The 22,438-nt window shown below is 67.4% G+C and carries 29 protein-coding genes and 1 tRNA gene; 6 read left to right on the plus strand and 24 right to left on the minus strand.

The window, feature by feature from the left end; genetic code table 11:
• Positions 1-19 precede the first annotated feature (19 nt).
• From IEX50_RS12375 to IEX50_RS12420, 10 genes are all read right to left on the minus strand, one after another.
• Positions 20-667 (minus strand): complex I 24 kDa subunit family protein, encoded by a 648-nt coding sequence (locus IEX50_RS12375; protein WP_157176458.1) that lies wholly within the window; start codon positions 665-667, stop codon positions 20-22.
• Entirely contained in the window at positions 660-842 is a 183-nt protein-coding gene (locus IEX50_RS12380) for a hypothetical protein (protein ID WP_157176457.1), read from the minus strand. Before IEX50_RS12380 ends, IEX50_RS12375 begins: the two co-directional genes overlap by 8 nt.
• Positions 842-2,101, minus strand: a complete 1,260-nt coding sequence (locus IEX50_RS12385; RefSeq protein WP_373285310.1) for an NADH-quinone oxidoreductase subunit D — start codon at positions 2,099-2,101, stop codon at positions 842-844. Before IEX50_RS12385 ends, IEX50_RS12380 begins: the two co-directional genes overlap by 1 nt.
• Complete coding sequence (locus tag IEX50_RS12390) at positions 2,101-2,763, minus strand: NADH-quinone oxidoreductase subunit C (RefSeq protein ID WP_157176456.1); 663 nt, start codon at positions 2,761-2,763, stop codon at positions 2,101-2,103. The genes IEX50_RS12385 and IEX50_RS12390 overlap by 1 nt, the downstream gene beginning before the upstream one ends.
• On the minus strand, positions 2,760-3,302 hold the full coding sequence (locus IEX50_RS12395) for a NuoB/complex I 20 kDa subunit family protein (protein ID WP_076071103.1): 543 nt from the start codon (positions 3,300-3,302) through the stop codon (positions 2,760-2,762). The genes IEX50_RS12390 and IEX50_RS12395 overlap by 4 nt, the downstream gene beginning before the upstream one ends.
• Positions 3,293-3,670, minus strand: a complete 378-nt coding sequence (gene ndhC, locus IEX50_RS12400) for an NADH-quinone oxidoreductase subunit A (protein ID WP_157176455.1) — start codon at positions 3,668-3,670, stop codon at positions 3,293-3,295. The genes IEX50_RS12395 and ndhC overlap by 10 nt, the downstream gene beginning before the upstream one ends.
• A gap of 213 nt (positions 3,671-3,883) precedes the next feature.
• Positions 3,884-4,699: an inositol monophosphatase family protein gene (locus tag IEX50_RS12405; protein ID WP_157176454.1), complete on the minus strand. Its 816-nt coding sequence runs from the start codon at positions 4,697-4,699 to the stop codon at positions 3,884-3,886.
• Between the two features lie 102 nt (positions 4,700-4,801).
• Positions 4,802-5,365 carry an elongation factor P gene (efp, locus tag IEX50_RS12410; RefSeq protein ID WP_157176453.1) on the minus strand — a complete coding sequence of 188 codons (564 nt, stop codon included), beginning with the start codon at positions 5,363-5,365 and terminating at the stop codon, positions 4,802-4,804.
• A gap of 78 nt (positions 5,366-5,443) precedes the next feature.
• Positions 5,444-5,971 carry a M23 family metallopeptidase gene (locus tag IEX50_RS12415; RefSeq protein ID WP_157176535.1) on the minus strand — a complete coding sequence of 176 codons (528 nt, stop codon included), beginning with the start codon at positions 5,969-5,971 and terminating at the stop codon, positions 5,444-5,446.
• A 136-nt stretch (positions 5,972-6,107) separates the two neighbouring features.
• Positions 6,108-7,133 (minus strand): L,D-transpeptidase family protein, encoded by a 1,026-nt coding sequence (locus tag IEX50_RS12420; protein WP_157176452.1) that lies wholly within the window; start codon positions 7,131-7,133, stop codon positions 6,108-6,110.
• Positions 7,134-7,213: 80 nt separating this feature from the next.
• Here IEX50_RS12420 and IEX50_RS12425 point away from each other — a divergent pair, with 80 nt between their 5' ends.
• Positions 7,214-7,765 carry a peptidoglycan L,D-endopeptidase MepK gene (locus tag IEX50_RS12425; protein ID WP_157176534.1) on the plus strand — a complete coding sequence of 184 codons (552 nt, stop codon included), beginning with the start codon at positions 7,214-7,216 and terminating at the stop codon, positions 7,763-7,765.
• 195 nt (positions 7,766-7,960) lie between these two features.
• Here the strand turns inward: IEX50_RS12425 and thiE are convergent, their stop codons facing one another.
• The 8 genes from thiE to gap form a co-directional block, all read right to left on the minus strand.
• Positions 7,961-8,662 (minus strand): thiamine phosphate synthase, encoded by a 702-nt coding sequence (thiE, locus tag IEX50_RS12430; protein ID WP_157176451.1) that lies wholly within the window; start codon positions 8,660-8,662, stop codon positions 7,961-7,963.
• 9 nt (positions 8,663-8,671) lie between these two features.
• A complete protein-coding gene (locus tag IEX50_RS12435) occupies positions 8,672-9,178 on the minus strand; it encodes a hypothetical protein (RefSeq protein WP_157176450.1) in 507 nt (168 codons plus the stop codon).
• 3 nt (positions 9,179-9,181) lie between these two features.
• On the minus strand, positions 9,182-10,096 hold the full coding sequence (locus IEX50_RS12440; RefSeq protein WP_157176449.1) for a class I fructose-bisphosphate aldolase: 915 nt from the start codon (positions 10,094-10,096) through the stop codon (positions 9,182-9,184).
• A gap of 82 nt (positions 10,097-10,178) precedes the next feature.
• Complete coding sequence (locus IEX50_RS12445; RefSeq protein WP_157176448.1) at positions 10,179-10,514, minus strand: type II toxin-antitoxin system PemK/MazF family toxin; 336 nt, start codon at positions 10,512-10,514, stop codon at positions 10,179-10,181.
• Complete coding sequence (locus IEX50_RS17680) at positions 10,507-10,641, minus strand: hypothetical protein (RefSeq protein WP_260160989.1); 135 nt, start codon at positions 10,639-10,641, stop codon at positions 10,507-10,509. The genes IEX50_RS12445 and IEX50_RS17680 overlap by 8 nt, the downstream gene beginning before the upstream one ends.
• A 132-nt stretch (positions 10,642-10,773) precedes the next feature.
• Positions 10,774-11,970, minus strand: coding sequence for a phosphoglycerate kinase (locus IEX50_RS12455; protein ID WP_157176446.1), 1,197 nt, complete (start codon positions 11,968-11,970; stop codon positions 10,774-10,776).
• Between the two features lie 11 nt (positions 11,971-11,981).
• Complete coding sequence (locus IEX50_RS12460) at positions 11,982-12,569, minus strand: MOSC domain-containing protein (RefSeq protein WP_308419291.1); 588 nt, start codon at positions 12,567-12,569, stop codon at positions 11,982-11,984.
• A complete protein-coding gene (gene gap, locus IEX50_RS12465; RefSeq protein WP_157176445.1) occupies positions 12,512-13,519 on the minus strand; it encodes a type I glyceraldehyde-3-phosphate dehydrogenase in 1,008 nt (335 codons plus the stop codon). The genes IEX50_RS12460 and gap overlap by 58 nt, the downstream gene beginning before the upstream one ends.
• Positions 13,520-13,922: 403 nt before the next feature.
• Here gap and IEX50_RS12470 point away from each other — a divergent pair, with 403 nt between their 5' ends.
• The 4 genes from IEX50_RS12470 to IEX50_RS12485 all read left to right on the plus strand — a co-directional run bounded on the left by IEX50_RS12470 (position 13,923) and on the right by IEX50_RS12485 (position 15,471).
• Positions 13,923-14,144: a hypothetical protein gene (locus IEX50_RS12470; RefSeq protein ID WP_157176444.1), complete on the plus strand. Its 222-nt coding sequence runs from the start codon at positions 13,923-13,925 to the stop codon at positions 14,142-14,144.
• Complete coding sequence (locus IEX50_RS12475) at positions 14,144-14,485, plus strand: cell division protein ZapA (protein WP_157176443.1); 342 nt, start codon at positions 14,144-14,146, stop codon at positions 14,483-14,485. The genes IEX50_RS12470 and IEX50_RS12475 overlap by 1 nt, the downstream gene beginning before the upstream one ends.
• Positions 14,486-14,698: 213 nt before the next feature.
• Complete coding sequence (locus IEX50_RS12480; RefSeq protein WP_157176442.1) at positions 14,699-15,259, plus strand: 5-formyltetrahydrofolate cyclo-ligase; 561 nt, start codon at positions 14,699-14,701, stop codon at positions 15,257-15,259.
• Positions 15,256-15,471, plus strand: coding sequence for a DUF2842 domain-containing protein (locus IEX50_RS12485; protein WP_157176441.1), 216 nt, complete (start codon positions 15,256-15,258; stop codon positions 15,469-15,471). The genes IEX50_RS12480 and IEX50_RS12485 overlap by 4 nt, the downstream gene beginning before the upstream one ends.
• Before the next feature lie 168 nt (positions 15,472-15,639).
• Here the strand turns inward: IEX50_RS12485 and IEX50_RS12490 are convergent.
• Together IEX50_RS12490 and IEX50_RS12495 are read right to left on the minus strand one after the other, a co-directional pair.
• Positions 15,640-15,716: transfer RNA gene (locus tag IEX50_RS12490), tRNA-Asp, on the minus strand.
• Positions 15,717-15,802: 86 nt separating this feature from the next.
• Positions 15,803-16,930 (minus strand): AI-2E family transporter, encoded by a 1,128-nt coding sequence (locus IEX50_RS12495; protein ID WP_157176532.1) that lies wholly within the window; start codon positions 16,928-16,930, stop codon positions 15,803-15,805.
• A 479-nt stretch (positions 16,931-17,409) separates the two neighbouring features.
• On the opposite strand from IEX50_RS12495, the gene IEX50_RS12500 reads away from it, so the two are divergent.
• Positions 17,410-18,042 (plus strand): cell wall hydrolase, encoded by a 633-nt coding sequence (locus tag IEX50_RS12500; protein WP_229673982.1) that lies wholly within the window; start codon positions 17,410-17,412, stop codon positions 18,040-18,042.
• Positions 18,043-18,132: 90 nt separating this feature from the next.
• Here the strand turns inward: IEX50_RS12500 and IEX50_RS12505 are convergent, their stop codons facing one another.
• The 4 genes from IEX50_RS12505 to IEX50_RS12520 form a co-directional block, all read right to left on the minus strand.
• On the minus strand, positions 18,133-18,471 hold the full coding sequence (locus IEX50_RS12505; protein WP_157176439.1) for a hypothetical protein: 339 nt from the start codon (positions 18,469-18,471) through the stop codon (positions 18,133-18,135).
• 13 nt (positions 18,472-18,484) lie between these two features.
• Positions 18,485-19,894, minus strand: a complete 1,410-nt coding sequence (locus IEX50_RS12510; RefSeq protein WP_157176438.1) for an MBOAT family O-acyltransferase — start codon at positions 19,892-19,894, stop codon at positions 18,485-18,487.
• Positions 19,895-19,985: 91 nt separating this feature from the next.
• Positions 19,986-21,386 (minus strand): SGNH/GDSL hydrolase family protein, encoded by a 1,401-nt coding sequence (locus IEX50_RS12515; protein ID WP_184075263.1) that lies wholly within the window; start codon positions 21,384-21,386, stop codon positions 19,986-19,988.
• Complete coding sequence (locus IEX50_RS12520) at positions 21,383-22,435, minus strand: SGNH/GDSL hydrolase family protein (protein WP_157176437.1); 1,053 nt, start codon at positions 22,433-22,435, stop codon at positions 21,383-21,385. Before IEX50_RS12520 ends, IEX50_RS12515 begins: the two co-directional genes overlap by 4 nt.
• Positions 22,436-22,438: the final 3 nt, after the last annotated feature.

A 22,438-nucleotide genomic window follows, 5' to 3' on the forward strand; every position in this document is an offset into this window, starting at 1 on the left:
TCGTGCTCCTTCATTCCGCTCATGCGTCCGCACCCTGATAGACGTGCAGCGAGGTGCGCTCGCCCTCCGGGGCCGACGCCATCCGGCCGATCTGCGATCCCGGCTTCGGCGTCTCGCCATTGGCAAGCGCTTCCAGAATCGCCGACATACTGTCGAACGTCAGGTCCTCGAAATTGTCGTCGTTGATCTGCACCATCGGGGCGTTGGCGCAGGTGCCCATGCACTCGACCTCGGTCAGCGTGAACAGACCGTCCGGCGTCGTGTGCCCCTTGGACAGACCGCGGTTCTTGCACGCCGCCAGCACGTCGTCCGACCCGCGCAGCATGCACGGCGTCGTCCCGCACACCTGCACGTGGAAACGCCCGACCGGCGCCATGTTGTACATCGTGTAGAAGGTCACGACCTCGTACGCGCGAATGTACGGCATGTTCACGCTCTTCGCGACATACTCGATCACCGGGACCGGCAGCCAGCCCTGGGTCTGCGTCTCCGCTCCCACCTGCCGCTGCGCAAGGTCGAGCAACGGCATCACCGCCGAATGCTCGCGCCCCGCCGGATAACGCGCGATGATCTCGCGCGCCTTGGCGGCATTCTCTTCGGTCCACGCGAAACCGCCCCAGCGGGCGCGCGTCTCGACTTCGTCCGGGATATGGGCTGCGTCAGCCATGCGTCTTGAGCCACCTGCGCTGATGGGAAACTGAAAAGGCCGTCCACGACGTGGTCGCCAGCACGACGAAGATCATGCCGGCGCCGTCGGCGACCTGAGCGATACCGAACGCCGTCACGGCGATGATCGTCGCGACGACGACATAGAGCCATGTCGGCAGGGCCTGTTTCGCCATCACCGATCGCACTCCCCGAACACGATGTCGGCAGCACCCAACACGGCGGTGGTGTCCGCCAGCATATGCCCCTTCATCATGAAATCCATCGCCTGCAGATGGCTGAACGCGGTCGGCCGGATCTTGCAGCGATAGGGCTTGTTCGTCCCGTCGGCGACCAGATACACGCCGAACTCGCCCTTGGGGCTCTCCGTCGCGACATAGACCTCGCCCGCCGGCACGTGGAAGCCTTCGGTGTAAAGCTTGAAGTGATGGATCATCGCTTCCATCGACTGCTTCATATCGGCGCGCTTGGGCGGCACCACCTTGCGGTCGAGCGAGGCGATCGGCCCCTCCGGCATGTCGCGCAGGCACTGCTTGATGATGCGCAGCGACTGCCGCACTTCCTCGACCCGCACCATGAACCGGTCGTAGCAATCGCCACGCGTGCCCACCGGCACGTCGAATTCCATGCGGTCATACACGTCGTAGGGCTGCGACTTGCGCAAGTCCCACGGAATGCCCGCCGCACGGATCATCGGCCCGGAAAAGCCCCACGCGATCGCGTCGTCGCGGCTGACGGTGCCGATGTCGACGTTGCGCTGCTTGAAGATGCGGTTGTCCGCGACCAGGCTGATCGCGTCCTCAAACAGCTTCGGGAAACGGTCGTCCACCCAGTCGCCGATGTCGGTCAGCAGCTTCAGCGGCACGTCCTGATGCACGCCGCCCGGCCGGAACCAGGCCGCGTGCATCCGCGCACCCGACGCGCGCTCGTAAAAGCCCATCGTGTCTTCGCGCAGCTCGAACAGCCACAGGTTCGGCGTCATCGCGCCAACATCCATCACATGCGAACCAAGGTTCAGCATGTGGTTCATGATCCGGGTGACCTCCGCAAACAGCACGCGAAGATATTGCGCGCGCAGCGGCACTTCGAGCCCGAGCAGCTTCTCGATCGCCAGCACGTAGCTATGCTCCATGCACAGCGGCGAGCAATAATCGAGCCGGTCGAAATAGGGCAGCGCCTGCAGATACGTCTTGTACTCGATCAGCTTCTCGGTGCCGCGGTGGAGCAGGCCGACATGCGGATCGACCCGCTCGACGATCTCGCCGTCCAGCTCCATCACCAAGCGCAACACGCCGTGTGCGGCCGGATGTTGCGGACCGAAGTTGATCGTGTAGTTCTGGATCTCCACGTCACCGACGCTCGGGTCGGCCGGGGTGATCAGCTCCGCCAGCGTCTCGGGCGTCTCTTCGCGGTGCGGAATGTCGATGTGATCCATCATCTCTTCACCTCGTCGGCCTTCAACGGCGTCGGCGCGCCCTTGGCCTCGGGCACTTTCTCGTCACCGGGCAGCACATAGGCGCCACCCTCCCACGGGCTGGTGAAATCGAAGCTGCGGAAATCCTGCGCCAGCTTGACCGGCTCATAGACGACGCGCTTCTCTTCCTCGGAATACCGCAGCTCGACATAGCCGGTCTGCGGGAAATCCTTGCGGAGCGGATGGCCGCGGAACCCGTAGTCGGTCAGGATCCGGCGTAGATCGGGGTTGCCCGAGAACAGCACGCCGTACAGGTCGAACACTTCGCGCTCCAGCCAGCCGGCGACCGGCCACAGCCCCGTCAGCGACGGCACCGGCTTGCGGTCATCGGTCTGCACATGCACGCGGATGCGGTGGTTGCGGGTCAGCGACAGCAGGCAGTAGACCACCTCGAACCGCTCTTCGCGCTCCGGATAGTCGATGCCGGCGATCTCCATCAGCTGCTGATACTGCATCTGCCCACGCAGCACGCGCATCACATCGACCAGCGCCTCGCGCCGGACGTGCAGCATGATCTCCCCGACGGCCTCGATCGCGTCGACCAGCATGTCACCCAGCGCCAGTCGCGCCTCGTCGACGATGCCGTCGTTCGCGGTGTAGCGCGGATAGGTGAGTCCGCTCATCGCTCGATCGTCCCGGCACGCCGGATCTTACGCTGCAACTGCATGATGCCGTAGAGCAGCGCTTCCGCCGTCGGCGGGCACCCGGGGACGTAGATGTCGACCGGCACGATCCGGTCGCAGCCGCGCACCACGGAGTAGCTGTAGTGATAATAGCCGCCGCCATTGGCGCAGCTACCCATCGAGATGACGTAGCGCGGCTCCGACATCTGGTCGTAGACCCGGCGCAGCGCAGGAGCCATCTTGTTGCAGAGCGTGCCTGCCACGATCATCACGTCCGACTGGCGCGGGGACGCGCGCGGTGCCGCACCGAACCGCTCGAGGTCGTAGCGCGGCATGTTCACGTGGATCATCTCCACCGCGCAGCACGCCAGGCCGAACGTCATCCACCACAGCGAACCCGTCCGGGCCCAGGTGAACAGGTCCTCGGTCGAGGTGACCAGGAAGCCCTTGTCCTGCACTTCGGCGGACATGTCGTCGAAGAAGGCGCGGTCCGGCTCCGTTCCGGGAGCGGGGATCGTGCGTGCGAGTTCTACTCCCAATCGAGTGCTCCCTTCTTCCAGGCATAGGCATAGCCCAGCCCCAGTTCGGCCAGGAAGATCATCATCGCCGCCCAGCCTGCAAAACCGATGCCGCCCAGCGCCACGGCCCAAGGAAACAGGAATGCCGCCTCCAGGTCGAAGATGATGAACAGGATCGCGACCAGATAGAACCGCACGTCGAACTGCGACCGGCTGTCCTCAAACGCGGGGAAGCCGCATTCATATTCGGCCAGCTTGTCGGCATAGGGTTTCGACGCGCCCGTGAACTTCGCCACGATCATCGGCAACAGCACGAATGCCGTCGACAGCGCCATCGCGACGCCCAGGAACAACAGGATCGGCAAGTAGCCGCCGGCGACGGACGCCATGAAACTTCTCCGGTGACGTCCCGTGGACCGAGCCATCTTCAGGGTGAGCACTTAAACTTCGCAGGTGCGGTAGGCAAGGATGGGGCGGGTGAGAATGACTCGCAACCGCTAGGGCATTTCGCCCCGACGAACTGCTTTGGCCCTCTCCCCTCCGGGGAGAGGGTTGGGAGAGGGGAGCAACGCCAAAGACTTGGCGCACCCCCCCAAAGAACCTCAGACCCGCAAAGCCCCGGCAATCAATTTGTGCAGCCGCGAATGCAGACCATCACTTGCCGCGATATACTCGTTGCGCTCCATCACGCGCTCGCCACCGCGGAAATCGGTCACGAACCCGCCCGCTTCGCGCACGAGCAGAATGCCGGCTGCGACATCCCAGGGTTGCAGGTCGCTTTCCCAGAACGCGTCGAACCGCCCGGCCGCGACCCAGGCGAGATCGAGCGACGCCGCGCCGAACCGGCGGATGCCCGCCACTTCCGGCCCGACCGCGTCGTAGATCTTGCGCCACTGCGCGAAATCGCCGTGCCCCGCGAACGGTATGCCCGTCGCGATCAGCGACTCGGTCAGGTCGCGCCGGCTCGACACGCGCAGCCGGCGGTCCTGCAACCAGGCACCGCGGCCCTTCTCTGCCCAGAAACTCTCGTCGGTCAGCGGCTGGTACACCAGCCCCTGCGTGATTTCGGTCCGGCCGCCCGGCTTGGGCTCCTCCACCGCGATCGAGATCGCGAAATGCGGCAGGCCATGGAGGAAGTTCGTCGTGCCATCGAGCGGATCGACGATCCAGCGCGGCTTCGTCGGGTCACCCTCGACGACGCCGCCCTCCTCGCCCAGGAATCCCCAGTCGGGCCGCGCGCGCTTCAGTTCCTCGTACAGCGTCTGCTCGGCCTGCCGGTCGGCCTGGCTGACGAAGTCGGCCGGCCCCTTGCGGCTGACCTGCAATTGCTGCGTCTCGTTGAAATCGCGACGCAGGCGGGGTGCCGCCTTGCGCGCCGCGCGCTCCATGACGGTGATGAGGCCGGACTGGGCTGCCATAAATCTACTTTCCCCCCTCCCTTTCAAGGGAGGGGTCGGGGGTGGGTGCACGCATCTGGTCCGGGGCGGTCACGCAATCGCGACGCCCCCGTAAACCCGAAATCAGTCGGCGCGCTTCACATAGGTCTGCTCGTACACGTCGACCACGATCCGCGTGCCCGCGCCGATATGCGGCGGCACCATCACGCGTACGCCGTTCTCCAGCACCGCGGGCTTGTAGGACGACGACGCCGTCTGCCCCTTCACCACCGCGTCGGCCGAAACGATCATCGCCTCCACCGTGTCGGGCAGCTGGACCGAGATCGGCCGCTCGTCATAAAGCTCCATCACCACGTCCATGCCGTCCTGCAAGAACGCCGCCGCATCGCCCAGCACACCGCGGTCGAGCTGCACCTGATCGTAGTTCAGCTTGTCCATGAACGTCAGCGCGTCGCCGTCGGCGAACAGGAACTGGAAATCCTTGGTGTCGAGCCGGACCTTCTCGACCGTTTCGGCCGACCGGAAACGCACGTTGTTCTTGCGCCCGTCGATCAGGTTCTTCAGCTCGACCTGCATATAAGCCCCGCCTTTGCCGGGCTGCGTATGCTGGATCTTGACTGCGCGCCAAAGCCCGCCGTCATATTCGATGATGTTGCCGGGACGGATGTCCACGCCGCTGATCTTCACGGGGGCCTCGCTTGATGATGGGAAAGAGCAGCCGCGGCGTCTAGCCGACCCTGGCCCCGCGCTCAAGCGGCGCGGTGGTCATGCCGCGGGCGGATTGGCCAGTACGCGATACGGATCGATCGGCCGGCCGCCGTGCCACGGCTCGTTCGCGCCCATCAGCCGGATCTCGAAATGCAGATGCGGCCCCGCCGGGTTGGCATTGCCCGAAAAGCCCACCGTCCCGATCGGCGCACCGCGCACCAGCCGCTGCCCCTCCGCCAGCCCAGGCGCATAGCCGTCGAGATGCGCATAATAATAGACCCAGCGCCGGTCCGGCGACCGAACATAGACAGTGTGGCCACCCGCGGCGCTTTCGAAGATTTTCTCGACCTGCCCCGCCGCCGCCGCGACCACCGGCGTCCCGGTCGGCGCCATGATGTCGAGCGCGCCGTGCGCATGCCCTTCGCGCGCATCGCCGAACGTATCGGTCAGCTGCTCCGGCCGCACGCCCGCCACCGGGATCGCCAGCCCGGTCGGCGCGATCGTGATCTCGCCCTGCACGGCATCGTCGGTCGTGGCGGTCGTCGGCGCAGGGGTATCCGCCGGCCGGTCCACGAACCGCACCATCGATACGATCGCGATCACCGCCAGCACGAGAATGGCGACGATCGCCTTACCGAACCTGTTCAATACCAACTCCCCTCACAGTTCCGCGGCGAAGGCCGGGGCCCAGGTGAAACCTCATCACCCAGGACCACCACCCTCAAGCCTGGAAATGCGCCGGCGTCCCCGGCTTCACCATCAGCGACAGCCGCGCCGCATCCCAGTTGGTCAGCCGGATACAGCCATGGCTCTCCGCGCGCCCGATCGTCTCCGGGCTCGGCGTCCCGTGGATCCCGTAATGCGGCTTCGACAGGTCCAGCCAGATCACGCCCACCGGCCCGTTCGGCCCGGGCGGCAGCAGCGCCTTCTTGTCGCTGTCGTCCGCGTCCCAGAACAAAGTCGGGTTATAGTGGAACGGCGGGTTGTACGCCGCACCCTGCACCTTCCAGTCGCCCACCGGCAGCGGGTCGTGCTCGCTCCCCATCGTGGCCGGGAATTGCGCGAGCAGCTTGTCGTTCTCGCCGTAGACCTTCAGCACGCCCTCCGACTTGTCGACCACGATCCGCTTGGCCTGCGGCTGGTTCGCGCTGACGTTCAGGTCGGACAGCGTCTGCCGCCATTCCGCCTTCAGCTTCGGATCATAATCGCGCGACGACGGCAGGACGTTGGGGAAGCGCAGCTTGGCCCCCGGCGCGATCCGCCCGCCCGGGTTCAGCGCCGCCAGCGTGGCCGGCGTCGTGTGGAATTTCTCGGCCAGCTTCTCCATCGCGTTGGCATATCCCATCGCGGGCAGCTTCGCCTGATCGGCCGGCTCCTTCGGCAACGGCCCCTGATAGGGCCCCGCCGCATCCGCCTGGCTCAGCGCCAGCACGCGCACCGGCCGCACCGCGCGATACGGGTACAGCGCCTTCAGCGTCGCCTGGTCGACCTTGCCGGTCCGCGGTAGGTTGCGCGCGCCCTGGAACCCGGACAGCGCATTCTTGAACGACATGCCGCCCTTCCCGTCGATCACGCCGGGGCCGAAGCCCAGATGGTCGAGCAGAACCTGCACATGCAGCACCGTCATATCGATCCCGGCGGCGGGCTTATTCGCGGCCGCGGGCGGCGTTTGCGCCCCCGCTTGAGCAAATGTCAGCCCGGCCGTGCACAGACCGAGCCCAGCGAAGGCAACCAACGATTTCTTCATGCGTGCACGCCTTTATGGTCAACGGAGGCCGAATCAAACGCAGGGATACGGCAAATCTTTCCGGGGTGGCCAGGATAATGATGCACATCAACACCGGCCGTCGCGGCCTGATCGGTGGTCTGCTCGCGCTCGGCGGCAGTGCGTTGGTCGCCACGCCGGCGCTGGCCGATACCCGTGAACGCCGCCTCGCCTTCCGCAACGTCCACACCAACGAACGCGTCGACGCACGCTACTACGGCCCCACCGGCCTCGATCGCGAGGGGATCGCCGAGATCAACCACGGCCTGCGCGACTGGCGCACCGGCCAGACCCACCTGATGGACCGCGACCTGCTCGACCTGCTCGGCGACCTGCGCGACCGGCTCGGCGTCGCCCCGCGCAAGGGGTTCGACCTGATCTCCGGCTATCGTTCGCCCGAGACAAACGGACGCCTGAAGGAAGCCGGCGGCGCGCACAGCGGCGTCGCGGGCAAGAGCCAGCACATGCTCGGCAAGGCCAGCGACATCGCCATGCCCGGCGTCCCGCTCGCCACGCTCCGCGCCGCCGCCTACTCGATGCGCCGCGGTGGCGTCGGCTACTACCCCCGCGACGGTTTCGTCCACGTCGACACGGGCCAACTGCGCACTTGGTAGGGCCGCCTACCCCAACAACCTACAGTTCCCCGGCGCAGGCCGGGGCCTAGGTGAAACGGCGGCGTCCGGGCCCCGGCCTCCGCTGGGGAACAGATCATTAGAAGACCGCCCTCCCGAGCGCAGTCGAGGGACCCATTCGAGCGCAGTCGAGAAGCCCACATTACCCCGAGCGCTAGGCTCGAGGCTCACCGAATCTCACCCCTGCCCAAGCACCCCGGCAAAAGCCCGGACCCCGGCCGCGGGCCCATCCGGATGCCCCCACACGGCACTGCTCACCGCCAGGAAATCCGCGCCCGCCGCCACCAGCGGCGCAGCATTGTCAGCAGTAATCCCCCCGATCGCCACGCAAGGCGTCTCGAACACCGTCGTCCACCAGCCCAGCAAGGCGGGCTCCGCAACATGCTCGACTGTCTTGGTCGTGGTCGGGAAGAACGCCCCGAACGCGACATAGTCCGCCCCGCGCTCGCCCGCCTCCATCGCAAGGTGCCGGCTGTCGTGACAGGTGACGCCGATCTGCGCCTCCTTGCCCAGCTGCTCGCGCGCATCACGCGGATCGCCGTCTTCCTGCCCCAGGTGAACGCCGTCCGCCCCCAGCCGCTTGGCCAGACCGATGCTGTCGTTGACGATGAACGCCACCTCCCGTGCGCGGCAGATTGCCACCAGTGGCGCGGCCAGCGCCGCGATCCGGTGATCGTCGATCCCCTTCAGCCGCAGCTGGAACGCCGCCACCGGCCCCGCATCCAGCGCCGCCTCGAGCAGGGTTGCAAACCCATCGTCGATCGCGGGCGGGGAGATCAGGTAAAGCTGGCACGCAGGCCGGAACTGCGGTTCGAACTGATCGGCAAAGGCCGGGTCAAGTTTCAGCGCGTCGTCGTCGATTTCGGGAAGGTCGTTCATTCCCCGCCCCTACCGCAACCCCGTGCCCTGCGGAAGCGTCGCGATCCACGCGCGAAACGCATCCGGATCATCCAGCTTGTGCGCCACCGCCTGCACAGGCTTCCCGCGCCGCCGCACGACGGGCTCGGTCAGATCAATCACGATGTTCGGCCAGGCCATCAACGCCAGGTTCACCACCCCCGGCGCCCGCAGCGTCGCCGCCGACCAGTCCGCGCGCAAACCGCCGATCGCAGCGACCGGGATCGCCACCGCGCCCAGCACACCGGCCCGCATCGTCAGCACGCCGTCCCGAACCTCCGGCGGTCGCGTTCGCAGCGACAGGATCAGTCGCACGATCCACGCGATCGCGGCCACACTCACCACCGACAACCCGACCGCAAACGCCGGCCAACACATCGCAACCAGCGCATGCACCACGCCCATCTCGATCAGCGACAGCACCAGCATCACCCACAGTATCGGCGCGATGCTGCGATGACAGGGGAAGGTGACGACCGTGCCACCCGCCCCCGCCACGGCTTATTCCTCGTTCTTGTAGATGCGGATGATCTTGGCGAGCATCTCGAGCGCTTCGTCGCGCGGGCGCTGGAACGTGTTGCGGCCGATGATCGAGCCGTTGCCGCCGCCGTCGCGGATGTCGCGCGCATCCTGGTACAGCGCGTCCGACCCCTTGGTCGCCCCGCCGGAGAACACCACGATCCGCCGCCCGGCAAAGCAGGCCTGTCGGACATGCGCGACGCGCTTGGCCTGCGTCGACCAGTCGCCGTTCTTGTAGACCTCGACCGCTTCCTTCTGCTCGATATCGGCGGTCGGCAGCTTCACTTTGATGATGTGCGCGCCGAGCAACGCCGCCATGTGCGCGGCATAGGCCCCGACATCGAGCGACAGCTCGCCCTTCTTCGAGATATCGCCGCCGCGCGGGTAGGACCAGATCACCGTCGCGATACCGACCGCCTTGGCCTCCGCCGACATCTCTCGGATCTCGTTCATCGCGTCGAAGATGCCGTCCGATCCCGGATAGATCGTGAAACCGATCGCGGAACACCCGAGCCGCAGCGCGTCGTCGACCGTGCCGGTGATCGCCTGCGAGATGCTGGTCGCCCAGCTGTTCGAGCTGTTGACCTTCAGGATCGTCGGGATCTGCCCGGCGAACGTATCGGCGCCCGCCTCGATCATGCCCAGCGGCGCGGCATAGGCCGACAGCCCGGCATCGATCGCCAGCTTATAGTGGTATTGCGGGTCGTAGGCCGGCGGGTTGATCGCGAACGACCGCGCAGGGCCATGCTCAAATCCCTGGTCGACCGGCAGGATCACCAGCTTGCCGGTCCCACCCAGATGCCCGGCCGTCAGGATGCGCGCCAGATTGGCCTTCGTACCGGGATTGTCGGACTCGTAATTGTCCAGGATCGCCTTGATCGTCGGGTTCAATGTCATGGCTGCTGTCTCCGGTGAATTTGTGCGGTGCGATATAGCGCTGTCGGCGTCACACAACCATGACAACGGTGGTCAAAAGCTCTCACAGGTCCAGCCAGCGCCGCAAGGCGCCCTCGATTTCCTGCATCTTCGGCGCCGGAACCATCCCGACGACCGCGCGGACATTCTCCCGGCGCAGCGTCAGGATCTTGTCCGCCATCACCATGGACGGGGCATCGATCCCAACCCCGTTACCCGGCGTCAGCAGCACCCGCATAGGCTCGGTCGCCGCAATCTTGCTGGTCAGGCCGCACAGCGTGACGCCGTCCGACACATCGAGCGTGCTATCGCGCTGGACGATCACGGCCGGTCGCAACTTGCCGCTATAATCGCCTTTCTCGACGACCAGCACGACCTGCCCACGGCGCAGTTCAATCATCCCAAACCGTCAGATCGGCAGTCAGCGCATCTTCGGTGGGGTCGGTATCACGCGCCACAATCACGGCACGCCGCATCTGTTCGTCGATGGAATGCGCTTCGAGATGCCGCTCGATCAGATCGCGCACGATCGCACTCTTGCTGCGCCCCATAGCGCGCGCATAACCCTCGAGGTCCGCCTCGATCCTAGGCTCCAATCGTATCCCAAGCATCGCCGCCTCCGTTCAACATGTTGAACATAAGCGGCGACGCCAGGGCGATCAACCCATCAGCGCCTGGACGCCGGGCAAAGGCTTGCCCTCCATCCACTCCAGAAACGCCCCACCCGCGGTCGATACGAACGTGAAGCGATCCGCCACCCCCGCCTGATTCAGCGCCGCGACCGTATCGCCGCCGCCCGCCACGGACACCAGCGACCCGCTCTCGGTCAGTGCCGCCGCCGTGCGCGCCAGCGCCACCGTGGCGGTGTCGAACGGCGGCGTCTCGAACGCGCCCATCGGCCCGTTCCACACCAAAGTCCGGCAATTCTTCAGCACGTCACCCAGCGACTCGGTCGCCGCCGGCCCGACGTCCAGGATCATCTCGTCCGCCGCGACCTCGTGCACGTTCACCGTCCGGGTCGGCGGATCGGCGCGGAACTCGGTCGCCACCACCACGTCGTACGGCAGGTGCACGGTGCAGCCCGCCGCGTCGGCCGCATCCAGGATCGCGTTGGCCGTATCGGTCAGGTCATGCTCGCACAGCGACTTGCCGACATCCACGCCGCGCGCCGCCAGGAACGTGTTGGCCATCCCCCCGCCGATGATCAGGTGGTCCACCTTCGCCACCATCTGGCGCAATACCTCGAGCTTGGTCGAAACCTTCGCCCCGCCGACGACCGCCGCCACCGGATGCTCCGGCTGGCCCAGCGCCTTCTCGAGCGCCTTCAGCTCCGCCTCCATCGACCGCCCTGCAAAGGCCGGCAGCAGATGCGCCAGCCCCTCGGTCGAGGCATGCGCGCGGTGGGCCGCGGAAAACGCGTCGTTCACATAGATCTCGCCCAGCTGCGCGATCGCGGCGGCCAGGCCGGCGTCGTTCGCCTCCTCACCCGCATGGAAGCGCGTATTCTCCAGCACCGCGATGTCGCCCGGCTGCATCTGCGCGATCGCCTTGTCCGCGTCGGCGCCCTGGCAATCGTCGATGAACCGCACTTCGCGGCCCAGCACGTCGGACAGCGGCCGCACGACCAGCGCCAGCGACATGTCCGGGTTCCGCGCACCCTTGGGCCGCCCGAAATGGGCCAGCACCAGGACGATCGCGCCCTTGTCGGACAGTTCGGCGATCGTCGGCGCTGCGGCGCGCAGACGGGTGTCGTCGGTCACCTTCGCGCCGTCCATCGGCACGTTCAGATCCTCGCGCACCAGCACGCGCTTGCCCGCGACATCGCCGATATCGTCCATCGTCTTGAAAGCCGTCATGTCTCGATCCTTCATAGCGTGCGTACCGCGTCGCCGAGCCGAACATGGCCCCCGGCAATGACCGTCATCAGATATCCGCCGCGCCAGTCTGGTACCAGCGCGGGCCACAGGCCGGGATGCTGCTCGTCCATCCGCCGGCACGGATCGCATTCGCCGCTCACCGCCAGCCGGACATCGCCGATCGCCACGATCGTGCCCGCAACACGCGGCAGGTCGAGCCCCTCGACGAACAGGTTCGCGCGGCGATGCGTCCACGGCAGCGCGCACGCGAGTTCGGCCTCCGCCAGCGTCCAGTCCTCGCGCCGCAGCAGCGAAACCTGCCGCCGCGTCACCCGCCCGTCCGGCTTGGCCTTGCCGCGATAATCGCCAACCACGCCCTGCGCCGTCGTGATCGCACTGTCCGACAACGTCTCCATCGCCGCGCGCGGCACGCGCCGCCGCGCCAGGCCGATCAACGTCCCCAGCCCGGCCGCGGCATGATCCGGATCGGACCCGACCGCGACCGGCGCAAAGGGCAGGAAGTCCTGAACCGGCCCGGCCCTTACAGGAACTTGGCGATCGCACCCGCCGTGTCGATCATCCGATTCGAGAAACCCCATTCATTGTCGTACCAGCTCAGCACGCGGACCAGCTTGCCCTCGAGCACCGCCGTCTCCAGGCTGTCGACGGACGAACTGTGCGGATCGCCGTTGAAGTCGATCGACACCAGCGGATCGGTCACGAACTGCAGGATCCCCTTCAGCGGACCGCTTTCCGATGCCGCCTTCAGCGCACCGTTCACCTCGGCCAGCGTCGTGTCGCGCGACGGGGTAAAGGTCAGGTCGATCAGCGACACGTTCGGCGTCGGCACCCGCACCGCGGACCCATCGAGCTTGCCCTTCAGTTCCGGCAGAACCTCGCCCACCGCACGCGCGGCACCCGTCGTGGTCGGGATCATCGACATCGCCGCCGCACGCGCCCGGCGCATGTCGGGGTGGATCTGGTCGAGGATCTTCTGGTCATTGGTATAGCTGTGGATCGTCGTCATCAGCCCGCGTTCGATGCCGATCGCATCGTTCAGGACCTTGGCGACCGGCGCCAGGCAGTTGGTGGTGCACGACGCGTTCGACACGATCACATGGTCCGCGCTGATCTTGTCATGGTTCACGCCGTACACGACGGTCAGGTCGACGCCCTTGGCCGGGGCGGAGATCAGCACCCGCTTGGCGCCCGCGGTCAGGTGCTTGCCCGCCGATTCGCGATCGGTGAAGAAGCCCGTGCATTCCAGCGCAATCTCCACGCCCAGTTCGGCATGCGGCAGGTTGGCCGGATCGCGCTCGGCCGTCACGCGGATGCGCTTGCCGTCGATCACCAGATGGTCGCCGTCCGCAGCCACGTCGCCGCCCCAGGTGCCGTGCACGCTGTCGCGCTTGAAGAGCAGCGCGTTCGACGTGGCGTCGGCCAGGTCGTTGATTGCGACCAGTTCCAGCCCGCTGTCGGGACGCGACAGGATCGCGCGTGCGACCAGCCGGCCGATGCGGCCGAATCCGTTGATGGCAACCTTCGTCATGCGTTCTGCTCCTTGGTTGGCGTCGTGGCGGCAGGCATCACTGCCGCGGTCATATTCGGAATGGGAACGGCGCCGCGCCCCCGGACCGTGCGTCGCGACCGCATATGGGGACGGCCCATGGCCGCGCCATCCATCGTCGTCGGCGCGACGGTCCGGACAGGCGGCAGGCGGGTCGTCATCGGTCGGGCAGGCCCCTGTCGTTCGCGGGCCGCATAACCTGCGTTCCGTGCCGGCGTGCTTTGGCGGCGGCGGCCGGAATCGTCAACCGCGCGTCCGGTCCGACAACCTTGTCGGCACGCGCTTCAGCCGCCCCGAACAACCCGGTCGCAAGCGGCGGACGGACTGTCGGAACGCGGTAGGCCATACCCGTTGGGGCTGCTACGGCGCGGCCATGCCCAATGACATGCCTGACTCACTCGAAGAGGCGATCTTCCGCCTCGACGCCGCCGTGACCCGCGCCGAAACCGCGTTCGCCAACCGCCCTCCCGCCCCGCCCAAACCGGCGCCGACCGAATCGACCGACCCGGTCGATCCGGACCTGCCCGCCCGCCACGCCAAGCTACGCGCCGGGACCGAGGCGGCGCTCGCCAAGCTCGACACGCTCATCGCGGCGGAACGCGGCTGATGGCCAAGGTCATGCTCACGATCGCCGGCTACAGCCACGAACTCACCTGTCGCGACGGGGAGGAAGCGCGCTTCGAACGGCTCGCCGCCATCCTGAACGAGAAAGCCGGCCAGGCCGCGCAATCGGTCGGCGGCCTGACGGAGGTCCGCATGCTGCTGTTCGCCGGGCTGCTGCTCGCGGACGAGGTCGGCAACCTGCGCACCGCAGCCGAGGCCGCCGCCGCCACGCCACCCGCTCCGGACGTCCTGCCCGATCCGCTGATGGCGCAGGCCGTCGCCGCGCTCGCCGCCCGCATCGAAACGCTGGCGGAAGGCCTTGAGGCGGACGCACCGACCGCCTAGATAGGACGTGGCGGGCACTGCCCGGTACGAGCCGAAGGAAAATCCCTGAGGCTATTCATCATCCTTCGGGGGCTGTCCCTGCCCGGATCCTGGTCCGACGCACATGGTCCCCACCTGACGTTACAGGCGTCAGAGGATATTCCGGCAAACGGCCATGGCGGTCCCGCCACCCATGGCAACCGGCATGCGACCGATCGATTGGGCTTGGGTACCATGGACAAGTCCGAACTCCGCCGCACGCTCCGGGCCGCCCGCGCCGACTTCGTCCGGGACGAAGCGGTCGCCGCCCACATGCTGGTCGCCACGCTGCAGGTCGCCGAACATGCCGCACGCCATCTCGCCGGCGCCCGCATCGTCGCCGGCTATGTATCGGACGGCGAAGAGGTCGATCCGCTCCCCCTCCTGTTCCGCGCGCTCGATCAGGGCTGCATCGTGGCCCTGCCGCGCATCACCGATCGCGCGTCGCCGATGGTCTTCCACCACTGGTTCCCCGGCGACGACTTGATCCCCGGCCCGCTCGGCCTGCTGCAACCGCGCGCCGATGCCGAGATCGTCGAACCCGACCTGATCCTGGCACCGCTCGTGGGCTTCGACGCCGCCTGCAACCGCCTGGGGCAAGGCGCCGGCTTCTACGACCGCGCCTTCGCCGCCCGCCCGCAGGCGCGCCGTATCGGTCTTGCCTGGACTGTCCAGGGGGTCGACCGGCTCCCCATCGACGACTGGGACGTCCCGCTCCACGGCATCGCCACCGAACGCGGCTGGATCGCCGCATGAACGAGCCCAGCTGGCGCAAACCGGTCGGCGCGCTGCTGATCCTCGTCGTCGTCCTGCTCTGGACGGTGCTGTTCGCGAGCTTCTCCGATTCGGTCGCGACGCTCCACTGGACGCTGCAACTGGTCTACTACGCGCTCGCCGGCCTTGCCTGGATCTGGCTCACCCCGGTGAAGCCGATCCTCCGCTGGATGCAGACGACGCGCTGGCGCTGACGCTGGGGTGAAGGCGAGGAATCATCGCCCAGCCTGAGCCAGACTGACGTCCAAACGTGCCACACGACGACGCACGTGCGGCGAGCACACATCCGCAACAGCGACACCCTGACGATGTAAGATGACCCCCTACCCGGGGAAGGGATACGCGCCATTCCCGTCAGGGAATGGCGCGAGTGACGGGGCTCGAACCCGCGACCTCCGGCGTGACAGGCCGGCACTCTAACCAACTGAGCTACACCCGCTTGAAGCGTGGGGGGGCAACTACCGGCGGTCGCAGGATGCGTCAACCGCAATTCGCTCCGGTAATGACGTTATCGTGACAAGCCCCTCACTCGGGCGCCGTGCCGGTCAACGTCCCCTCCTCGAACAGGAAACCGGCGATGTCCGGTTTCCCCGCCGCATCCAGGATCGTCTTGAGGATGATCAGCAGCGGCACGGCCAGCAGCGCGCCCACCGTTCCCCACACCCAGCCCCAGAAACTGAGCGCCACCAGGATCAGCAGCGGATTGATCGTCAGCTTGCGCCCGACCAGCATCGGCGTGATCGCATTGGCCTCCACCACATGCATGCCGACGAAGATCGCCGCGGGCAGCAGCGCGTACCACGCGTCCGAAAACGTCATCAGCCCGCCCACCGCCAGCAACAGCGCCGCCAGGATCGGCCCGAGATACGGAATGTAGTTCAACAGCGCGACCAGCCCGCCCCACATCAGCGGAGTCGGCATGCTGATGATCGACAGGCCGATCGCCACCGCCGCGCCCAGCGTCACGTTGATGATCGTGATCGTGCCGAGATAGGCCGACGTCGCGTTCACCATGTCCTGGATCACGCGCGCGGTCGCCATCGCGCTCGAAAAACTGCCGCGGTTGCTGATCGTCCGGCGGCGCAGGTTGGTCCAGCCCGACAGGAAGAAGAAGATCACCAGGATTGCGAAGAACATCTGGATCAACGCGTGCGGCGCCGACGACGTCAGCAGGTCGAGCAGCGAATTGGGCGGCGACTGCGCCACCACCGTCCGCGATCCGCCGGTCGTGGGCGTACGCTGCACCAGCTTCATCGTCTGCGCGATGAACTTGTCCAGGCTGGCATACAGCTCGATCACCGGTTTCAAATTCTGGCGGATCCGCCCGATCCGGTCGGGCAGCAGCGAGAACCAGCCCGTCGCCGGCACCACGATCGACGCGATCGCCACGTTGGCGACGATCAGGAACATCAGCACGCACGTCAGCGCGGCCGCCGCCGACGGCACGCCGCGCCGTTCCAGCCATTCGAGACTCGGCACCAGCGCGATCGCGATGACCAGCGCGCCGGTGATCGGCAGGAAGAACTCCGCCCCCGCCATCAGCGCGAACGGCACCGCCAGCACGAACCCGGCCCCGGCGATCAGCGTCAGTGCGGCGAGCAACCGGTCGCGGCGGAATGCCTCCGCCACGAAATCGACCGCGGCATCCGACATCGGCGTGTCGTCGCCGTCCGTTACCGGCACGACATCGGGGAGCGGCGGCACCGCTGGAGCGGACCCGGCGACGACCGAATCACCTGCCAGCGACACGGGCTGCGCATCGCCGTCTGGCCCATGTCCGTCGTTTGCGTCCATCTGCCGTCTCCCTTTTGCGCACCCTGTCGAAACCGTCACAAAATGTTCGCAAACCCGGCACGGAAGGCCAAGAATCCAGCCTCGCAAAGGTTCCACGCGGGTTTCACGACGAATCCGGTTGGCCTGTCCAGCCCACAACTCGTCGTTGCACCTTTGACGAAAAGGTTCCGAACGGGAATGGGGATTTCAACGGTCGTACCGGATTGCTGCGCGGGCGCGCTTCCGGTTTCCAACGACAAGACGTGAACGTCAATCGGACCCCCCGTTTTTGTTTCGGGTCCGGGGCAGCGTTTGCGCATTTGCCGGAGTGTTGAGTGGTTTCTGTTCGTCGATCCCAGGTGTTTGCGGTTTCCAGCCTCGTGCTGATGTCCGCCGCCGTGTTGATCCCCGCGTCGATGACGTCCGCGGCGGAAACACCGGCATCCTGGGCTCAGCCAGCGGTCGCCATGCTGCTCGCCCCTGCCGCACCCACCCAGGCGCAGATGAACGTCCTCCGCTTCCGCCAGATTGCCGCAAAGACCTTCGCCGAACCGATCCGCACCCTGGCCGCCGACCACGCCAGCGATGACAATGCCGATCAGGACACGCCGGAAGAAACCGCCACCCTCGACGCCGAAACGCTCTGCATGGCCAAGGTCGTGCATCACGAAGCCGGCAACCAGTCGCGCGAAGGTCAGCTCGCCGTCGCGCAGACCATCCTGAACCGCAAGGACTCCGGTCGCTTCGCCCGCACCGTCTGCGGCGTGGTGCATCAGCGGAACCAGTATTTCGACACGACCCGCTACCACCCCAACCGCGGCACCGCGCAGTGGGAAGCCGCCGTCTCGGTCGCCTACGAAGCGATGTCGGGCAAGGCACAGGACGTCGTCCCCGGCGCGCTCTTCTTCCGCGCCGCCTACGCCGCCCCCACCAATTTCTTCAGGAGCCGCACCCGCGTCGCTTCGCTCGGCGACCACGTCTTCTACCGGTAATCTCGAACTAAGCCCCTCCCGTTCAGGGGTTGGGGTGGGGGCAACAGCACCACCCGCGCAACCGCGACGGCCACGCGGCCAGCCCCCAATTCAATCCCCCTCGGCCGGCGCCGGCCCGGCAAACCGCGCCGCCTGCGCCCGCTTCCACACCCCGTGCAACCAGGCCCGCGGCGCCGCACTCCGCGTCCGCTCGGTCGCGGCCAGCCAGCCCTCGGTGGCACCCGTCACCCGTACCATCGTCTCGCTCGGCTCTTGTTCGGCGGCCCAGCCGTTCAGCGCCTGCGCATTGGTCAGCAGCAGGAACACGCTCGCCACCAGGATCGATCCCGCCGCCCAGCCCAGTGCCGGCCGCGCATCGTCCTCCGCATCGCTGGCCAGGTCGACCGGCGACGGCGCCTCCGCCCGCGTGCTCCCGCTCCGTTCGCTCACCGCGCCGCTCCCGTCAGAACTGGTAATAGATGAAGGGCGCGACCCCTTCGAAACGCATCGCATCGATCAGCAGGATCGCCACCCCGGTCGCGACGCCCAGCACCGGCGCCGGCCACGCCCGGATGCGCAGCGCAATCCCCGGCAGCAGCCGCGGCGGTGCTGCATGGATCGCCAGCCCGAACAGGATCAGCGCCAGCTGCAAAGGCGTCGCGGTGAAACCACCCAGCCCGTTCGCGCCGATCCCGTGCAGATACGCGATCGCATCGCCGAAACTCGGCGCACGGAAGAAGATCCAGCCGAGCACGACAATATGGAAGGTGATCAGCACCCCCATCCAGCGCGGTAGCACCGGCCAGCCCGCGGGGCGGAACTCGCGCCACAACCGCTCGATCGCCAGCACGCCGCCGTGCAGCCCGCCCCAGATCAGGAACGTCCACTTGGCGCCGTGCCACAACCCGCCGAGCAGCATCGTGATCATCAGATTGCGGCAGATGTACCAGACACCCCCGCGATTGCCGCCCAGCGCGTCGATATAGAGATAGTCGCGCAGCCAGCTCGACAGGCTGATGTGCCAGCGCCGCCAGAATTCCTGCAACGACGCCGCACGGTACGGCTGGTCGAAATTGCGTGGAAAACGGTATCCGAACAGCGCCGCGATCCCGATCGCCATGTCGGAATAGGCCGAAAAATCGCAATAGATCTGCACCGCATAGCCGTACGCCGCCAGCATCAGGTCGATGCCGGAATGGCCCGCGATATCGGCGAACACCGGGTCGACGAACTGCGTCGCCAGTTCGGACGCGATCACCGCTTTCTTGAACAGCCCCCACACGATCAGCAGCAGCGCCGACGCCACCATCCCGCGGTTCAGCCGCGGCGTCGTCTGCAACTGCGGCACCAGGTCCGCCGCGCGCACGATGGGTCCGGCCACCAGGTGCGGGAAGAACGACATGAGGAACGTGATGTCGAGCAGCGACGCCGCCGGCACGCGCCGCTTGTACACGTCGATCAGGTAACTCATCCCCTGGAACGTGAAAAACGACACGCCGACCGGCAGGATGATCTGCACCAGCGGCAGGTCGCGCGCGAACCCCGCCGCGGCCAGCACGTCGCCCACCTGTTCCAGGAAGAACCCGTAATATTTGAAGAACCCCAGGATCGCCAGGTTGCCGACCACCCCCGCGATCATCACGCGCTTGCGCATCACCGCATCCGCGCTGTCCGATATCAGCCGTGCCGCACCCCAGTTCAGCACCGCCGACAGGATCAGCAGCGCGACGAACCGCCAGTCCCACGCGCCGTAGAACACCCAGCTCGCCAGCAGCAGCAGGATCTTGCGCCACTCGTTCGACCGCGACGCCACCCACACCACGCAAAAGGTGACGAGGAAGAACAACCCGAATGTGAGCGTGGGAAACAGCATGACTAAGCGCCCCCCCTCCCTTTCAAGGGAGGGGGCTGGGGGGCGGGTGCAACCTCAAGCCAAACCGCAAGATCACTCACGAAGACCAGACTCACCGCGGCATCCCAGCCGCATCCAGATCCGCCTGCAACCGCCCGGCAATGTCCCGCCCGCCGAGCGAATTGAAATGGACATAATCCCCGCGCATCCGCGACGGCGTGCCACGCACCCACTGCGTCGACGAACACGGCCCGCCCATCCGCGCGCCCCAGTCCCAGAATGCCAGTCCCAGCTCACCCGCAATCCGCCGCTGGATATCGCGCACCGCGCGCATCCCCGGCGGCACGAACAGCCCGGACACCGCCGGCTTCACCGTCGTCGTCGTGGTCGCCGCCACCGGCACCACCACCGGCGCGCTACTGCCCGACTGCGCGGCCAGCGCCGCGATCGTCGCATCCATGTCCTGCCCCGCCGCCGACGGCGCCACCACCGCCGGCACCACGACGGGAACCGCGGTCGTCACCCGCACCGCCGGCACGCTGCACGACACCGCCCCGCCCGGCGCATTGTTCAGCAGCGCCGGCTGGCGACTGGCCGCATCGGGCGCACCCAGCATCAGAATGGGCACATTCCCCGCCAGCCGCCGCAACCGCCCGATCGCGCTGCGCAACGTCGTCTCATATCCGAACGCGCTCACGCTCGGCGAAAACCCCTCGTTGGTGCCGTAGGCCAGCACGATCATGTCCGGCCGATAACTGCGGAATTCCTCCTTCAGCACCGCATCGTCGGTGCGCGAGAAATGGATCAGCTGCGATCCCACCACGCCGACGTTGGACAGCACCACGCCGCCATTGTCGCGGAACGTGCCCCACGACGTGATCGTCACCGGCGCGCCGTCCGCGGTCACCGTGACGGACGGGTTCGGACGATCGAGCGCGAAGGTCCGGCACTGCGGCCGCTCGGTATTGGAATCGAGATCGAACCGGCTCTCCGCCGCCCCGATCCGCACCATCAGCGCGCCCGCCCCCGGCCGCGCGATCGCGCACAGCACGAACCGGTCGAAACTCTGCGCGCCGTCCGACGTCAGCGACATCGACGCGCCCGGCGTCGTGCTCGTCATGCTGAACCCCGCCACGCCGATCGCCGGCCGCGGCTGCGCGGATCCCGACCCGAACGTCCCGTTCACGCGCCAGCCGGACGACATCGTCGCGGTCACCCCGCGCGTCAGATACCCGGCATAGGGCCGCCCCGCCGCGAGCACGCCGCGCCCGCCGCCGCCGTACCGCGCCTGCAACAGGTCGCGCCACGCGCCGGTGATCGCATCGCCCGCCGTATGGCTGTCGCCGATCTGCAGGATATGCACCGGCCGCGTGCCGCGTGTCTTGGCCGCGGCCAGTTTGGCGAACACCGGGGCCAGCTCGTCCGCGTTGCACAGATTACCGTTGCACGGTGCCGCCAGGGCGGGTGCCGACACCAGCATCCCGGCCACGGCGATCGCGATCCGCACCCTCATCGCGGCGCCCCCATGTCGAACCGCGCCGGTTCCACGGGACGCGGCGGCACACCGCTCCCGGCCAGGGGCAGGCCCGCCCGCGCCCGCGCCGCCGCGACCAGCGCATCGATCCGCTGCGCCAGTCCGCGCGTGATGCGGACATAACCGTTCATCGACATATGCACCCCGTCGTCCGCCCGCATCAGCACCGGCTTCCCGCTTGAATCCGGCAGATAGGCCGAGAACCCGTCCGGCCCGCTCGACATCGGCCGCGTATCGATGAACGGCACGCCCAGCTCCGACATCAGCCGCGCATAGAATGCGTTCATCGCAGTGATGTCCGCATCGAACGCCGGCTTGCGCATCCGCGGCAGGCCGACCCAGTACACCGTCGCACCACTGTTGCGCAGCTCGCGGACCAGCCCCGCCGCACGCCGGGCGATCAGCCCCTGCCACGCCGGCGACATGTACTTCGCAAGATGCCCGTCGGCGATCACGCCCTGCGTATCGTTCGCGCCATAACTCACGACCGCGATATCGACCGGGTCGCTCGCCACCTGCTGCGCGGTGTGGCTCTCCAGGTTCAGGCTCTTATACCGCGTGAAGCCCGTCGCCTGCCGGCTGTATTTCGTGACGATGTAGCCGCGCTTCTTCGGCAGTTCGCGCGCCAGGCCGGACCAGACACCGTCGCCGAAACTGTCGCCATACACACCGACCCGCACCGGCCGCCCCTCCGCCACCGTCCGCGCCAGCGACGGCGGCAGCGCGATCGCGCTGTCGGGGACGGACGCGACCGCCGGCGGCACCTCGGGCGCACCCGGCACGGACGGCGCGTCCGGTGAAATCGAGACAGGCTCCGTCCCCGGCGCCGCCGGATCGGCCTCGACCGTCTCCGGCTGCGGCCCGGCCGGCGTGACCGGCGGCGGCGGGGCCAGCGCCTGCGGCACCAGCGGCGGCACGACGGGGGCAGGCTCGCGGCCGCCGGCAAAGGCGAACCCGATCGCGGTCCCTGCCGCCACACCCAGGAACAGCACCGCCGTTCGATCCGCCAGTAGCTGCCACGTCTTCATGCG

Source organism: Sphingomonas prati, from assembly GCF_014643515.1.
GTDB lineage: Bacteria > Pseudomonadota > Alphaproteobacteria > Sphingomonadales > Sphingomonadaceae > Sphingomonas_R > Sphingomonas_R prati.

What these genes read in the sequence shown, in the direction of transcription:
- IEX50_RS12375 (WP_157176458.1), bottom strand. Translation starts at nt 667, where the DNA reads ATGGCTGACGCAGCCCATATCCCGGACGAAGTCGAGACGCGCGCCCGC.
- IEX50_RS12380 (WP_157176457.1), bottom strand. Translation starts at nt 842, where the DNA reads ATGGCGAAACAGGCCCTGCCGACATGGCTCTATGTCGTCGTCGCGACG.
- IEX50_RS12385 (WP_373285310.1), bottom strand. Translation starts at nt 2,101, where the DNA reads ATGGATCACATCGACATTCCGCACCGCGAAGAGACGCCCGAGACGCTG.
- IEX50_RS12390 (WP_157176456.1), bottom strand. Translation starts at nt 2,763, where the DNA reads ATGAGCGGACTCACCTATCCGCGCTACACCGCGAACGACGGCATCGTC.
- ndhC (WP_157176455.1), bottom strand. Translation starts at nt 3,670, where the DNA reads ATGGCGTCCGTCGCCGGCGGCTACTTGCCGATCCTGTTGTTCCTGGGC.
- IEX50_RS12405 (WP_157176454.1), bottom strand. Translation starts at nt 4,699, where the DNA reads ATGGCAGCCCAGTCCGGCCTCATCACCGTCATGGAGCGCGCGGCGCGC.
- IEX50_RS12415 (WP_157176535.1), bottom strand. Translation starts at nt 5,971, where the DNA reads ATGGTGCGGTTCGTGGACCGGCCGGCGGATACCCCTGCGCCGACGACC.
- IEX50_RS12420 (WP_157176452.1), bottom strand. Translation starts at nt 7,133, where the DNA reads ATGAAGAAATCGTTGGTTGCCTTCGCTGGGCTCGGTCTGTGCACGGCC.
- IEX50_RS12425 (WP_157176534.1), top strand. Translation starts at nt 7,214, where the DNA reads ATGCACATCAACACCGGCCGTCGCGGCCTGATCGGTGGTCTGCTCGCG.
- thiE (WP_157176451.1), bottom strand. Translation starts at nt 8,662, where the DNA reads ATGAACGACCTTCCCGAAATCGACGACGACGCGCTGAAACTTGACCCG.
- IEX50_RS12440 (WP_157176449.1), bottom strand. Translation starts at nt 10,096, where the DNA reads ATGACATTGAACCCGACGATCAAGGCGATCCTGGACAATTACGAGTCC.
- IEX50_RS12445 (WP_157176448.1), bottom strand. Translation starts at nt 10,514, where the DNA reads ATGATTGAACTGCGCCGTGGGCAGGTCGTGCTGGTCGTCGAGAAAGGC.
- IEX50_RS12455 (WP_157176446.1), bottom strand. Translation starts at nt 11,970, where the DNA reads ATGACGGCTTTCAAGACGATGGACGATATCGGCGATGTCGCGGGCAAG.
- IEX50_RS12460 (WP_308419291.1), bottom strand. Translation starts at nt 12,569, where the DNA reads ATGGGGTTTCTCGAATCGGATGATCGACACGGCGGGTGCGATCGCCAA.
- gap (WP_157176445.1), bottom strand. Translation starts at nt 13,519, where the DNA reads ATGACGAAGGTTGCCATCAACGGATTCGGCCGCATCGGCCGGCTGGTC.
- IEX50_RS12470 (WP_157176444.1), top strand. Translation starts at nt 13,923, where the DNA reads ATGCCTGACTCACTCGAAGAGGCGATCTTCCGCCTCGACGCCGCCGTG.
- IEX50_RS12475 (WP_157176443.1), top strand. Translation starts at nt 14,144, where the DNA reads ATGGCCAAGGTCATGCTCACGATCGCCGGCTACAGCCACGAACTCACC.
- IEX50_RS12480 (WP_157176442.1), top strand. Translation starts at nt 14,699, where the DNA reads ATGGACAAGTCCGAACTCCGCCGCACGCTCCGGGCCGCCCGCGCCGAC.
- IEX50_RS12485 (WP_157176441.1), top strand. Translation starts at nt 15,256, where the DNA reads ATGAACGAGCCCAGCTGGCGCAAACCGGTCGGCGCGCTGCTGATCCTC.
- IEX50_RS12495 (WP_157176532.1), bottom strand. Translation starts at nt 16,930, where the DNA reads ATGTCGGATGCCGCGGTCGATTTCGTGGCGGAGGCATTCCGCCGCGAC.
- IEX50_RS12510 (WP_157176438.1), bottom strand. Translation starts at nt 19,894, where the DNA reads ATGCTGTTTCCCACGCTCACATTCGGGTTGTTCTTCCTCGTCACCTTT.
- IEX50_RS12515 (WP_184075263.1), bottom strand. Translation starts at nt 21,386, where the DNA reads ATGAGGGTGCGGATCGCGATCGCCGTGGCCGGGATGCTGGTGTCGGCA.
- IEX50_RS12520 (WP_157176437.1), bottom strand. Translation starts at nt 22,435, where the DNA reads ATGAAGACGTGGCAGCTACTGGCGGATCGAACGGCGGTGCTGTTCCTG.